Annotated in this window: 9 protein-coding genes and 1 pseudogene; 3 read left to right on the forward strand and 7 right to left on the reverse strand. The window is 72.5% G+C overall.

Annotated elements, in window-relative coordinates:
• Together G4H71_RS12800 and G4H71_RS12805 are read right to left on the reverse strand one after the other, a co-directional pair.
• On the reverse strand, positions 1-927 hold the full coding sequence (locus tag G4H71_RS12800) for an ROK family protein (RefSeq protein WP_072737099.1): 927 nt from the start codon (positions 925-927) through the stop codon (positions 1-3).
• 25 nt (positions 928-952) lie between these two features.
• Positions 953-1723, reverse strand: a complete 771-nt coding sequence (locus G4H71_RS12805) for a class I SAM-dependent methyltransferase (RefSeq protein WP_072737098.1) — start codon at positions 1721-1723, stop codon at positions 953-955.
• A gap of 132 nt (positions 1724-1855) precedes the next feature.
• Between G4H71_RS12805 and G4H71_RS12810 the strand changes: the two genes are divergently transcribed.
• A complete protein-coding gene (locus tag G4H71_RS12810) occupies positions 1856-3067 on the forward strand; it encodes a glycosyltransferase family 4 protein (protein ID WP_072737097.1) in 1212 nt (403 codons plus the stop codon).
• On the opposite strand, the gene G4H71_RS12815 is transcribed toward G4H71_RS12810, so the two are convergent.
• Positions 2996-4756, reverse strand: coding sequence for an MmpA family trehalose lipid delivery protein (locus G4H71_RS12815; protein ID WP_072737096.1), 1761 nt, complete (start codon positions 4754-4756; stop codon positions 2996-2998). The genes G4H71_RS12810 and G4H71_RS12815 overlap by 72 nt on opposite strands.
• A 32-nt stretch (positions 4757-4788) precedes the next feature.
• Between G4H71_RS12815 and G4H71_RS12820 the strand changes: the two genes are divergently transcribed.
• On the forward strand, positions 4789-6000 hold the full coding sequence (locus G4H71_RS12820) for a polysaccharide biosynthesis protein (RefSeq protein WP_072737095.1): 1212 nt from the start codon (positions 4789-4791) through the stop codon (positions 5998-6000).
• 107 nt (positions 6001-6107) lie between these two features.
• Here the strand turns inward: G4H71_RS12820 and pgfA are convergent, their stop codons facing one another.
• Complete coding sequence (gene pgfA / locus G4H71_RS12825) at positions 6108-7277, reverse strand: cell envelope lipid trafficking protein PgfA (protein ID WP_072737094.1); 1170 nt, start codon at positions 7275-7277, stop codon at positions 6108-6110.
• Positions 7278-7517: 240 nt separating this feature from the next.
• Here pgfA and G4H71_RS12830 point away from each other — a divergent pair.
• Positions 7518-8579 (forward strand): annotated as a pseudogene (locus G4H71_RS12830) (acyltransferase family protein); the annotation flags it as partial.
• Positions 8580-8602: 23 nt separating this feature from the next.
• Here G4H71_RS12830 and G4H71_RS12835 read toward each other — a convergent pair.
• The 3 genes from G4H71_RS12835 to G4H71_RS12845 form a co-directional block, all read right to left on the reverse strand.
• On the reverse strand, positions 8603-12916 hold the full coding sequence (locus G4H71_RS12835; protein ID WP_072737262.1) for an alpha-(1->3)-arabinofuranosyltransferase: 4314 nt from the start codon (positions 12914-12916) through the stop codon (positions 8603-8605).
• A gap of 49 nt (positions 12917-12965) precedes the next feature.
• Positions 12966-13139 (reverse strand): DUF2613 domain-containing protein, encoded by a 174-nt coding sequence (locus G4H71_RS12840; RefSeq protein ID WP_072737092.1) that lies wholly within the window; start codon positions 13137-13139, stop codon positions 12966-12968.
• A gap of 147 nt (positions 13140-13286) precedes the next feature.
• Entirely contained in the window at positions 13287-13754 is a 468-nt protein-coding gene (locus G4H71_RS12845) for a universal stress protein (RefSeq protein ID WP_072737261.1), read from the reverse strand.
• Positions 13755-13840 lie beyond the last annotated feature (86 nt).

The following is a 13840-nucleotide window of genomic DNA, read 5'->3' on the forward strand; positions in this document are numbered from 1 at the left end:
TTAGGGAACAGGCGGATCCTCGCCCGCGAGTGTCGCGGCACCGGCGAGGCTGGCCGCCGAACCGAGCTGCGCGGGGACGACCTGCAGTTCTGCCAGGAAGGACAGTCGGGCGTGCCGGCGTGCCGCGGCGATCAGCGGATTCCACAGAGGAGCGCCCGCGGCGGAGAATCCACCCCCGACGACGGCGAGTTCGACATCGAGCAGAGCCGCCGCCGACGCCACCGCCTCGCCCAGGGCGGTGCCGGCGCGGGCGAGTGCGGCGGACGCGACCGGGTCACCGGCCCCGGCGTCGCGTGCCAGGTCGACGCCGGTCCGACCGCTCCAGCCGCGGGCGGTGGCCCACCGCACCGCCGCCGGGCCGCTCGCGACCGTCTCCAGACAGCCGATGCCACCGCAGGCGCACTGCTCCGTCCCTCCCACCGCGACGACGTGGCCGATGTGCCCGGCGTTCCCGGTGCGCCCGGGCACCAGCCTCCCGCCGAGGACGATTCCTCCACCCACCCCCGTCGAGGTCACCAGTGCCAGCAGGTCGTCGACTCCCCGGCCCGCGCCGTGCCTATGCTCGCCCAGCGCGATCGCGGCGCCGTCCGCGACCATGCGCACGCTCGCCCCGGGAAAAGACGTGCGCACCGCCGTGCGCAGGGCGAACCCGCCGGACCATTCCGGGATGTTGATCGGTGCCACCGTCCCCGCCACCAGATCGACGGGTCCGGCGCAGGAGACTCCCACCGCCTCGACATCTGCACCGTCGGCTGCGCGGCGGTCGCCTGCGAGACCGCTGCCCGCGAGCGCACGGAGCAGATCCTCCGCCGCGCCCCAGACGTCGCGCGGCGGAGTCCGGACGACACGAGGGTGAGGCACCGTCGCGTCGTCGGAGACGATTCCGGCCGCGATCTTCGTGCCCCCGACGTCCAGTGCCAACCGCATGGGATCCCGCCTCGCCGATCCGGTGTCAGGGCTTGCGCAGCACCAGTACCAGGTTGCTCACCAGCAGCTCGCGCAGTGCCGGGACGCGCACCATCCACCACGCCCACCGCGGATGGTAGCGCGGGAACGCGGCCAGCAACTCGCCGTTCGGGGTGCGCCGCGCCCAGCGCAGCCCGTCCTTCGCACCCACGTCGAACAGGGACACCCCGAAACGGTTCTTCGGTTCGTGGCCGGTGATCCGGCGATAGCGACGGGCCGCGTATTCGCCACCCAGATAGTGCCACGGCCCGGTCTCGTGTCCGCCGAACGGCCCCCACCACAGCGTGTACGACAGGATCGCGATTCCTCCCGGTCGGGTGACCCGCAGCATCTCCTCCGCCATGTCCCACGGGCGGGCGACGTGTTCGGCGACATTCGACGAGAAACACACGTCCACCGAGCCGTCCCGGATCGGCAGGGCGAGGCCCGATCCGCGCACCGAGGACCCGACGCTCAGCCCGGCCGCGTGCATCTCGCTCGGATCCGGTTCGACCGGGACGTACCGTGCGCCCGCGCCCGAGAACGCGTCCGCGAAGTAGCCGGGTCCGCCACCGACGTCGAGCACGACGACGTCGTCGAGCGAGCGGCCGGTCGCGCCCAGGTACAGGTCACCGACGAGTTCGACGGAATCGCGGGCCAGGGCTCCGTAGAAGACGTCGGGGTCCGTCTGCTCGTACTTGAAGTCGCTGAGCAGGGAGAACGAGCGCGACAGGGTGGCTCGGCGCGCGAACGCGGCGGTGACGGAAGACGGGCTCACGAGGAAGAACCCTAGCCACACCCGCCCTACGCGGCGGCGTGGGTGGCTAGTCTGGTGCCCGTCGGCCGCGCCGGCCGGATCGGGAGTTCGCGAGCGCCGCGAACACGGACACATATTCGGGAGTACACGCACGTGCGAGAGGTTCTGCTGCTCTGCTGGCGCGATACCGGCCACCCCCAGGGTGGCGGGAGCGAGCGCTACCTCGAGCAGGTGGGTGCGCAGCTCGCCGCGCGGGGCATCGCGGTCACCCTGCGCACCGCGCGCTATCCCGGTGCCGCGCGCAGCGAGACCGTCGACGGCATGCGGATCAGCCGCGGCGGCGGGAGGCTCACCGTCTACCCGCGGGCACTGCTCGCGATCGCGGCGGGCAGGGCGGGCATCGGACCGCTCGCAGGCATCCGCCCCGACGCCGTCGTCGACACCCAGAACGGCATCCCGTTCTTCTCCCGGCTCGTCGCCGGAGCCCCCGTCACGGTCCTGGTCCACCACTGCCATCGCGAGCAGTGGCCGGTGGCCGGCCGGCTCATGGGCCGGATCGGCTGGTGGATCGAATCCCGGCTGTCGCCGCGCACGCACCGTGACAGCCAGTACCTCACGGTGTCGTTGCCGTCGGCGGACGAACTGGTGGAGCTCGGCGTCGACCGGGAACGCATCGCCGTCGTCCGCAACGGAGTCGACGAGGTGCCTGCCGAGGTGGAGGCGGGCAGTGCCCGCACCCGCACGGCGCACCCCAGCATCTGTGTCCTGTCCCGGCTGGTTCCGCACAAGCAGATCGAGGATGCCCTCGAGGTGGTGGCGGCGCTCGCGCCCCGGATCGACGGACTCCACCTGGACGTCGTCGGTGGCGGCTGGTGGGAGGAGAACCTGCGCGAGCGCGCCGCCGCACTGGGCATCGGTCACGCCGTGACCTTCCACGGCCACGTCGAGGAGCGTCGCAAGCACGAACTGCTCGCCCGCTCCTGGGTGCACGTGATGCCCTCTCGGAAGGAGGGCTGGGGCCTGGCCGTCGTCGAGGCCGCCCAGCACGGCGTGCCCACCGTCGGCTATCGCAGTTCCAAGGGCCTCACCGACTCGATCGTGGACGGGGTCACCGGCGTCCTCGTCGGCAGCGCGGAAGCCCCCGACGTCGATGCCCTCACCGGTGCCGTGCGGTCGCTGCTCACCGATCCGGAGGCCCGGTCCGTGCTCGGTGAGAAGGCCCGCGTCCGTGCCGCCGAGTTCTCCTGGGCGCAGACGGGCGCCGGTGTGCGCGACGTACTCGCCGGGACGGTGTCAGGGCGACGTACGGCGGGGCTGGTGGCGCCGTCGGGTCGCGAGCGCACCGGCGAGCCCCACCACCAGTAGTCCGGCCCAGGCGGCGTGTGCCGCGAGGGAGACGGCGCGCGCGCCGCTGCCCGGCGCGTGATCGACCACCGCACCCGGCACCCGGTAGAGCGAGAGTTCCTCGCCCGTCACGACGGGAGCGAGGCGATCGAGCGTGTCCGCCGCGGCTCCGAAATCACCCGGGTCCGCCTCCGCCGGGTGCTCGACCAGGACCCAGCGGACGCCGAGAGCGGCGAGTTCCTCCGGCGCTCCCCCGGCCAGCAGGGTCCGCTCGGCCTCGGCAGCGCGAGTGCCTTCCCCGCTGACGGCCTCCCCGCCGACGACGAGTTCGCCACTCTGCAGGACGTCCGCGGGCAGCAGCCGCGGCGCGGGATCCAGGGCGGGCGCGCCGCCGACGATCCGGAACATCCCGGGGGGCAGCACCGCGACGTCGCCGGGATCCTCCGACACCGCCTGCGTGACCTCCCGCCACTCCGGCGAGTACGGCACCGGCCGGAGCGCTCCCCCGACCCCCCAGGCGAGGTCGGGCAGGCTGACGACGACGAGGAGGATCGCCCCGGCCGCGGCGGTGATGCTGCCCTCGGGCGTCGACAGTGGTCCGCGCCGCCGCGGCAGCACCGCCGCGGCGGCCGCGCACGCGTACCCGGGGACCGCGAGCGCGACCCACTTCTGGGCGTCCCGCAGCAGTCCGGCCCCCGGGACGGTTTCGACGATCCAGCCGCCTGCCTCGAGTCCCCACGGGGTGGCGGCGAGTGCGGGGAGCGCGACGGCGGCGACGGCCAGCAACGCCAGGGCGCTCGTCACCGGATTGCGTCGACGGCGCCACAGCGCGGGCACTCCGCAGGCCACGATCGCCAGGAGCGCCACCGTCCCGACGACGGCGAACAGGGTCGTCCGTGTCCCGGGTACGGCCTGTGAGTTCCAGATTCCGCCGAGCCCGGCGAGGCTGCCGATCGTGGCGAGCCCCGGCTCGGCCCGCGCCGCGAACGCCGCGACCCCGCCCGGGTCCGAGGTGCCCTCGCCCCCCGCGACGACCGTCGCGGTCAGCCACGGCGCCGACGCGACCAGGAACAGCCCGAGCAGGCCCGTCAGGCGGCGGAGGACGGGCCCACCGCCGGGTGCGGCCAGCACCACGGCCACGGCCACTGCTACCAGCACCACACCGGTCGGGGTGAGTCCGGCGACCGCCAGCGTGGCCCCGAGCGCCCACCACCCGCCGCGACGGCGGCGTCGCACCGCGACGGCGGCGCACACGGCCCACGGCAGCGCCGCGTATCCGACGAGCAGGCTCCAGTGCCCCTGCAGCAGTCGTTCGGCGACGTAGGGGTTCCAGAGGGTGACCGTCGCGGCCAGCAGCTGCGCACCGAGACGGGCTGTCGGCAGCAGCGTGCGGACCATGGCCGCCGCACCGGCACCGGCAGCGGTGAGCGCCCCCAGGAGCAGCACCTTCACCACGATCCCGCCGTCGAGGACCGACGACGCGAACGCGAGCGCCACGTCCTGGGGTACGGCCCGTGCCGCCGCGCCGGTGAGGCCGAGGGCGGTGTCGGTGAGGTACGAGCGCGGCGTGCTCACTGCGTCGCGCAGCAGCAGGTAACCGGGGCCGAACAGCGGCCCGAGAACGAGGACCGTGAGCACCAGGCTGTGAATCCAGGGGACGAGGCGAACCCAGGGCGCCGAAGTGTGCGCGCGGTGGGCCCGGACGGTCATGTTCGGCACCCTACGTGGTGCATCATGAGCGAATGTCACCTCGCGCCGAGTCGTCCTCCGACGCCCGCTCCGCCGTGGCCGGGATGACTCTGGTGACGGCGGGGTCGATGGCCGCGAACATCGCCGCATACCTGCTCCACCTGCCGGCGAGCCGCTGGCTCGGTCCCGCCGGGTACGGCGAGTTCGCCAGCCTGCTCGCCGCGCAACTGGTGCTCGCGGTTCCCGCGCTGGCGCTGCAGACCGTGGTGGCCCGCGAGGTCGTGCGCGGGGCGAGTTCCCACGCCGGCCGTGCCCTGGCCGGCCGGTGCGTGGTGATCGTGGCGGTCCTCGCCGCGGCCGCCGTACCGGTGGTGTCCTGGGCTCTCGACACCGGCATCCTCGCGACCTCGGCGGCGCTGGCCACCGCCCCCGTGCTGGTGCTCCTCGCCGGGGAACAGGGGCTTCTCCAGGGGCAGGGCCGTTTCGTCGCCCTCAGTGCCGTCCTGGCCTCCGCGGGTCTCGGGAAGGTCGTTCCCGCCGTGGTCGTCCTCGGATTCGGGGGTGGACCCGGCGCCGCGCTCGCCGCCTCCGCGGTGGGCACCCTCACGGTCGCGGTCGGTGCCCGGATCTTCTCCGGGGACACCGCAGCCGGAACGAGGATGCACTTCGGCGTCCGCGACGTGCTCGCGGCCTCTCAGGTGCAGCTCGCGTTGATCGCGCTGTCGTCGATCGATCTGGTCCTTGCCCGCATGGCGCTCTCCGAGCACGACGCCGGCCTGTACGCGCTCGGCGCGGTCGCCACCAAGGCGGCGTTCTGGCTGCCGCAGGCGGTCGGTGTCGTGCTCTACCCACGGATGGCGAATCCCGCGCAGTCGGCGGCCGCGATCCGCTCGGCGCTCGGGGTCCTCGTCGGGCTCGGGAGCCTGCTCGTCGTCGGTGCCGCCCTCGCCGCACCCTTGGCTCCGCTCGTGGTCGGCGACGAGTACCGGCCGGTGCAGTCGCTGCTGTGGGTGTTCGCGCTCCAGGGGGCCTCGCTGGCGGTGCTCCAGGGGGCTCTGCTGTCCGCGATCGCGGGCGAGCGCACCCACCTCGCCGTCGTCGCCTGGATCGGGCTGGCCGTCGAGATCGCGCTCCTGCTCACCGTCGGCACCACCATCGGCCGATTCGTCACCGTCGCGGCCTCCGTCGCCGTCCTGTGCGCGGTGGTGATGGGAGTGCTGGCCGTCCGCGCCGCGCGATACGACGCGGTGCGTCCCGTCGAGTGAACCGGCTCCGGGAACGGGGACCGGTGCGCAGCTGCTCCGGAACGGGTCAGGCCCCCTCCGGAAATCCGGAGGGGGCCTGACCGAGTCGGTGCGGGGAACCGTGGCAGCTAGCGCCGCGGATCGTCGCGTGGATCGTCCCGCGGATCGACGACCGGGATCTGCTCGGTCTGGTCCGTGGTCCAGTCGCGCGGGATCTCCGTCGTCGGGGCATTCGGGTCGACGGCACCGGCGCCACCGGGGGGAGTGAAGCCCCCGGACGCGGGAGCGGGGTCGCCCTTGCCGCCGCGTCCGCCGCGCAGGCCCAGGATCACGCCGGCGATGACGGCGAGGACACCGAGGATCCCGGCCACGATCGGCAGGGTGCGGCCGAACGTGCTGAGCTGGTCGAGGCCGTTGCGTGCCTGCTCGACCTGGAACTCGATGGTCTCCTCGTCGAACGGGAACGTCACGTTGAGCACGTCGACCTCGGGCTGGTTCGCCGAGCGGCCGTAGTACTGGTGCATCTGCTCCTGGCCCTTGACGACGACGCCGGTCTTGGGCTCGACCCACAGGTCGCGGGTGTTGGTGTACCAGCGAGTCATCGTGATCGGGACCTCGCCGCCGGGGACGCCCCAGGTCTCGGCCGGGAGCTCGAGCTTGTTGGTCGGTGCCTCCGGAACTGCTGCGGAGAGATCGACCGGGCCCACTTCCTGCGTGAAGTGGTAGACCTTCAGGCCGTTGATCTCGGTTTCCTCGACGAAGTCGATGTCCTTGGTCTCACGGGCGTTGAGGTCGAAGTACGGGTAGCTCTGCTGTTCGGTGTTGAACGGGAACTTGTACTGGAGACCTTCGCGGGGGACCTCGGTGCCGGGGACGTCGGACTGGGTCTGCACGGTGCCGACCGGGTCGTTCGTCGGCATCGACGTGACGCGGTCCAGCGTGACGCGGTCGACGGTGGCGGTGAGGATGCCGGTGTCACCCCGCTTGTCGGTGCGTCGCACGGTCTGACCGGCCTGCACCGTCATGATCTCGGAGTCGGACGGCTCCTCGACGGTGACGTAGCGCTGGGCGACCAGGTCCACGTCCGTGTCGACCGTCGCGTTGCCCTGCAGCAGTGCCGCCGAGTCGAGGACGCTGCCCTTGCCGCTGGCAATCGTCGTCACCTCGAGATCGAGGGGCGTCTTCTCCAGCTTGCCGACGGTGTAGGACGGGATGAGGACGGCGACTGCGAGGAGCAGTGCCCCCAGACCGACCAGAATGCACGCGAATATCCGGCTCGGCCCTGAGCGCTCCGCCATGCTGTCTCTCCTATCCCGAGTTGACGACTATCGAGGTACCCCCACCGGCAGCACGGCTGCACGGATCGCGTGGTGCCGACATTCGACGCCACGTGAGGCATGACACTAACAGCCCGATGTCGATTCGTGTCCTTCCGGATCCTAGACTCCCGGCCTGCGCGGACGGTGGAGGCAGGTCCTCGTCGCCCGTCCGGCCCCGCGCTGCCCCCACCTCCACCGACACGAGGCAAACTGGACTCGATGACCAGTACACCCAGTCGGGTCCGCGCGACACCGCCCGCTGCCGACACCGCCCGCCGTTTCATCCCGGCGCTCGAGGGCATGCGCGGCCTCGCAGCGCTCGGCGTCCTCGTCACCCACGTCGCGTTCCAGACCGCCACCACCGGTCCCGACGTGCTCGGACGTGTGCTCGGCCGCCTGGACCTGGCGGTCGCCCTGTTCTTCGCGCTGTCCGGATTCCTGCTGTGGCGTCCGCACGCGGCGGCGGCGCGCGGAATCGGGATGCCGCACACGATGCTGCGGTACTGGCTCTCGCGCGCGACCCGGATCCTGCCCGCGTACTGGGTCGCCGTCGTCGTCGTGCTCGCCTTCCTGCCTGCCGCGGACGGCGCGGGTGTGCGCACGTGGGTGTCGAATCTGGCGTTGGTCCAGGTGTTCGTCCCACTGACCCTCACCGACGGGCTGACCCAGATGTGGAGCCTGTCGGTGGAGGTGGCGTTCTATCTGCTCCTGCCGTTGATCGCGTTGTCGATGGTCCGGTTGCGGGGCGTGTCGGCGCGGCTGCGGATCCCGGTGTTGCTCACGGCCTCGGCGGTGAGCCTGGTGTGGGCGTTCCTGCCCGTGCCGACCCCGGAGCACGTCAATCACGACAACTGGCTCCCCGGGTTCGTGCCCTGGTTCGCGGCGGGCATGCTGATCGCGGAGCTGGCCGTCGTGCCGCGCACCTGGATTCATCGACTCGCCGATCGCCGCGGGCTGATGACGGTGATCGCCGCGGTCGCGTTCGGGCTCGCCACGACCGACCTGGCCGGCCCGCCCGGGCTGGTGCAGCCGGCACCATGGCAGTACGCGGTGAAGATCGTGCTGGGTGCGGTGATGAGCTTCGCCCTGGTCGCGCCCCTCGTCCTCGGCCGGGAGCGGCGCTACCGCTACCTGGTGAGCCCGGTGGGTCTGGCGTTCGGCCGCTGGTCCTACGGCATCTTCATCTGGCACCTGGCCGTGCTCTCCATCGTGTTCCCGACGTTCGGGATCCCGCCGTTCTCCGGGCGATTCGTGTTCGTGCTGGTGACGACGACGGTGCTCAGCATCGCCGTCGCCTCGATCAGCTACGCGCTGATCGAGGAACCGTCCCGCCGCGAGGTCCAGCGTCGCCAGGCCCGGCGGGCCGACCGTCCGAGGGGCACCACCGCGAGCCCGGCCGCCACCAGCCCGGTGAGTACCGCGAACTGAATCAGCCACGAGTGGCCCACGTAGCCGTCCGGGCCGCGCCACGGTCCGGTGGAGAGCAGCAGCATCCCGGTCGTGGTCGCCACCCCGGCGACGCCGACCAGGGTCCGGGCGGCGGTGGCGGGTCCACGCCACCGGGCCAGCCCCAGCGCCCCGGCCGTGCCGAGTAGCACGATCACGGCGCCCGTGACTCCCGCCGCGACGGTCGCCGTGGCGAGTACTCCCAGCCACGCCGCGGTGGTGCTGCGCCACGGGCGCGGTGCGGGTCCGAACTCGCGCGGGGCGCAGCGCGTGGGCCACAGTGCCAGCAGAGCCAGGGGAAGCAGGAGCAGCAGTCCACCGAAGATGCCTGTCCGGTACCAGCGGTCGAGGGGGTAGTCCAGCGTCACCGTTCCGGTGGCCCCGGCCGGGACGACCCAACCCTGCTGCCAGCCGTTCACCACCACCGGGCTCAGTTCGGTGCCGTCCTCGGTGGTCGCGACCCACCCGATGTTCGTGCTCTCGGGCACCACCAGGAGCCGGTCCTCCCCGCTCCCGTCCGCGGGGGCGAGAGTGACCTCGCGGTGGGAGTCCGTCCACGCGGTGGCCGTGACCGGGCTCCGGTCCGCTGCCTGCGGGGCCTCCGGAAGAACCGGCAGCCGCAGGCTGTCCACGACGAATGCCGATGTCGGGTCCGCGGCGACGTCCACCCGGCCGGACGGGAGCGGAGCGGAGGCGTCGTCGCACGCGGTCGCGACCACCGGTGCACCGGAGAGCAATTCGCCGACCGTGGCCGAGAGCTGGGTGCGGACGACGTGACCGCCGATCGAGAGCACAGGGCCGGCGTCGCAGCCCACGGACACGATGCGGCCGCTCGCCTCCGACTCGGGGAGGACGCCGGAGCCGGGCAGTGGCTGCCCGTCCGCGCCGAGCACACCCACTTCCGCCAGCCCGGCGGGGAGCCGCGTCAGACCGAATCCGCCCGCGTCGTAGAGCTCGTCCCACGACACGATGCTCAGGACGATGCGATCGGTCTCGTACGGGGCGAGCTCGACGATGCCGTCGTCGCCGACGTCCCGTACCTGGGTTCCGTTGCCGAGGTCGACGGCCACCCGTTGCGCGGTGGCGGGCAGATCCCCCGGGCTCGCGGTCAGTTCGAGCCCGGTGACCTCCGTCGGTGCGGGGAGCTCGATGGTGAGGGTCGGTTTCTCGGTCCGCCCGCCGACGGTGTCGCGCGCCGCGGTCCACGAGGTGCGGGGATCCCCGTCGGTCGCGGCGTAGGCGCCGCCGCGCAGATCGGGGAGGTCGCTGCGCCCCCGGGCAGTCGGCGCGTCCCGGGCGAGAAGGTCCTCGAGCGGGGCGCCGGGCCTGGCCCGAACGGTCAGTTGCGGGGTGACGGTGGCCGCGTCGGGAACCGACAGGGTGCGGGTGAAGGAGCTGCCTTCCTCGGGCGGCATGGCGAACGCGTTGCCGCAGCGCACCCGGTCCGGTCCTTCCACACAGGCGGCGCGGCCCGGCAACTCCTGGCTCAGGTCCCAGCCGGTGACCTGGGCGCCCGGCGGCGTGGGCGGCAGCACCGTGCGGTGCGTGACCGGAACCATCTGCGGCTCGATACCCGTCGCCGCGTCCGCCGTGCCGAAGTCCTCGATCGCGATCTCGCCGACACCGAACTGGACGCCCCCGCTCCCGTCCGCGGTCCGGGTGGCGGTGATCCGGAACCAGTCGGTCGTGCCGCCGGGCAACGCGACCGTCACCGGCTCCCCGGGCTGGTCCACGCGTACCGCGGTGGTGCCGTTGGCGGTGGACAGTTCCATCCAGCGGACCGCGGGCCCCAGCGCCGCCGGACTGGTGGTGACGTGGACGACGCCGCTGCTGACAGGGGTGTCGAGGTCGAATTGCACCCACTGGCCGAGCGCCCCGTGCAACACGTTGCTGAACCACCCGGTGGCGGTGTCCCCGTCCACGACGGCGGCGGCGCCGGAACCGGGCGACGTGCCCCCGAGCTGGGTGGCGTCCGCGGCGGAACTCGACACGCTGACGCGGGCACCTTCCCATTCGCCCTCGACGAGCGGGGTGTCGGGCACGGGGTAGTCGGCGACGAGGTTGTGGGTACGCCGCGGGTCGTCGGGGGCACGGAGTCCCGAGCTGTGGTTGTCGACCTGCCCGTAGTCGGTCTCCCGGTTGCGGGGGGTGTCGGTGACGATCAGCGAATCCACGGGGAGGCCGGCGCGCTCGGCGTCCGCGGCGAGCAGCACCGGACCCGGGCCGGGTACTGCGCCGTTCTCGTGGAGCCGCTGCACCGACTCCGGCCCGCCCTGGACCCGTGGCACCGTGGCGGCGTCGACGGTGTACGGGCCGGGGGCGACCGTTCCGGCAGTGCCGGGCAGCTCCACCCGAAAGATCTCGATCGCCGGGTAGGCGGGTCGCAGGTCGCCGTCGCGGACCAGGTCTTCCACCGGTTCCGGTCCGATGTCCTCGCCGAACTCGGCGACCTTCGTCAAGCCGGGCGATCCCTCGATCGCCTGATGTACGAGGATCGGCCGCGGTGATCGCGAGGTGTCCGGGTGCAGGTCGTTGCGGACGACGAGGTAGTGCACGCCCTGCCCGAGCAGGGTCGCGGCGAGGCCGTCCGAGGGGCGGCCGTCGGCGATCAGGCGTTGGACCGAGTCCAGGGCGCGGATCGTGCCGGGCGGGGTCAGCGGGACCGAGTCGCGTACCGCCCACGGGGTGTCGGCGAGCGCCTGCAACGGTTCGTCGCGGGTGAGCCCCCACACCTGGTCGCCGAACGGGGCACCGGGCACCACCAGGGCACGGCCGGTGTCGGAGTCGCCAGGGCCGTCACCGCGGGTGTTCTCCTCCAGCCACCGTGCGGCCTCGTGCCAGTGACCGGGCACCTCCGCGTAGGCCCCCCGCGGTGCGAGTTTGCCGGTCCAGGCCAGGGAGGTGGTGAGGGTGATCGCGATGAGCAGCGCGGTGGTGACGGCGACCATCGGCTCCCGTTCGGGGTGGGCGAGGGCCGAGCGCCACCGCGGGCCGGGGACGGATCCGGGCAGCGGCACCTTCGCGAGCAGGTGCGCCAGTCCGAGGACGAGTGGCAGGCGCACCAGCGGTTCCAGTTTGTGCACGTTCCGCAGCGGGGCCCCGGCGCCGTCGAGGAACATCCGCACCTGGTCCGCGACCGGGGACGCGAGCTCCCCGGCGTACCCCACGGCCAGGCCGGCGATACCGACCATCAGGATCAGGACGAGTCGGCCGCGGGCGGGCATCGAGCGCATCGCGAGCCCCGCCAGCCCGGCGGCGGCGATCAGGCCGGTGGCGACGACGACGGCGGGCTGGGTGACGAGGACGGCACCCGCGATGCGTTCGGGAGAGACGAACGGCGTCCAGCTCCCGGTGCCGCGGAGCACCTCGGCGAGTGAGGTCCACTGGGTGGTGACCCCGGAGGACTCGATGTAGTCGAGGAACGGCGGGCTGACCCGGCCCAGCAGGAGCAGCGGGACGACCCACCACACCGTCGCGGCGACGAGGCACGGGATCCACCAGGCCGTGAACACCCACCACCGCCGGTTCGGCCGGTGCGCGATCCACCAGAGACCGGCGACGAGGCAGGCGAGCAGCGTGGCGACGGCGTTGACGGCACCCATGAGCGCAACGGCCAGCGCGGACTGCGCGGCCAGCCGGGGCAGCGAACGTGGCGGTGCGCCGGGCCTCGGGCGGGTGACGTACACGAGGGGGAGGAGCACCCACGGCGCCAGCATCATCGGCAGGGTCTCGGACGAGATCGAGCCGAGCGTGGTGAGGACGCGCGGGGACAGCGCGAAGGCGACCGCGGCGATGATCCGGGAACTGCGCGATCCGATACCGAGTGCCTCGGCCAGCCGGATCACACCCCAGAATCCGGCGACCAGAACCAACGCCCACCACAGTCGCTGGGTGATCCAGGCGGGTACGTGGGCGAGATCGCCGAGCGCGAAGAACGCGCCGTGTGGGAAGAAGTATCCGTACGCCTGGTTCTGGACCTGCCCCATCGGGGCCTGACTACTCCACAGGTGTGCGGCGCGCCCGAGGAATCCGAGGGGATTCTCGGTCAGGTCGTACTTGGTGTCGGCGGCGATCAGCCCCGGCGACTGCAGGAAACTGAGAACGAACGCGAGAGCGGTGGCGGCGAACAGCCACCGCCGCGACAGCGGATCGGTCGGGCTCCGCCGCGACAGCGGATCGGCCGAGGGAGCGACGGCCTCGTCGGAACTGCGGTCTGCGGCGTCAGCGCTCGCCGTACTCAACCTGGTTCAGCACGGACGAGTTGGCGTTGCCGCTGCGGTCGATCTCCGGACGGCTGTTCTGCTGCGCTGCGGCGGTGACGCCCAGCACGGTCACGGTGCCCAGAACTGCTCCGGCAACGGCGCTGACTACCCCGGGCACCAGGAACTTCGCCATGTTTCTCTCCCACTTGTCGCCTGCGCGGCTACCGCCGCGTACGAATTTCTCGGGCCAAGGTATCACCCGGGACGATCTCGCAGGTGGATCGGTGTGCCGGAACCGGCGATCTGTGGACGTGACCGCGGTGCCGACGCCCGGCGGACCTCACTTGCCGGGCGGGACGATCAGCACGGGCCGGTGGCTGTGCCGCAGCACGTGATCGGCCACGCTGCTCTGCAGCAGAGACCGCAGTCCGGTGGTGCCCCGTGTTCCGGTGACGATGATGTCGACGTCCATCTCGTCGGCGGCTTCGACGATGGCGGTCCAGATGGTGGTGGCACATTCCACGCACCGCCCCTCGGCGTCGACCCCTGCGGAGCGGGCGAGGTCGAGTCCCTCCTGGTTGACGGCTTTCGCGTCGGTCAGTGCCACGTCCTCGTGGTCCTCGTCGGGCACCCATTCGGGCTGCATCACCCCGGACAGGCCGGACATGCGGGCGGCCTGGCGCACCATCGGCTCCCAGGCGGTCACGACCACGGCGTGGCGGGTGAGGAGGAATCGCGCGGCGTACTCGACGGCTCGCTTGGCGTTCTCGGAGCCGTCATAGGCGATCATCACGAGGTCGGCGGGCACGAGATCCTCCTGGTGGGGGAACGAATCGTACGAGCTCACTGTTCGAGGTCAGACTATCAAGAGGATGCGCCGATCGACCCCTTCCC

Source organism: Rhodococcus triatomae (assembly GCF_014217785.1).
Lineage (GTDB): Bacteria > Actinomycetota > Actinomycetes > Mycobacteriales > Mycobacteriaceae > Rhodococcus_F > Rhodococcus_F triatomae.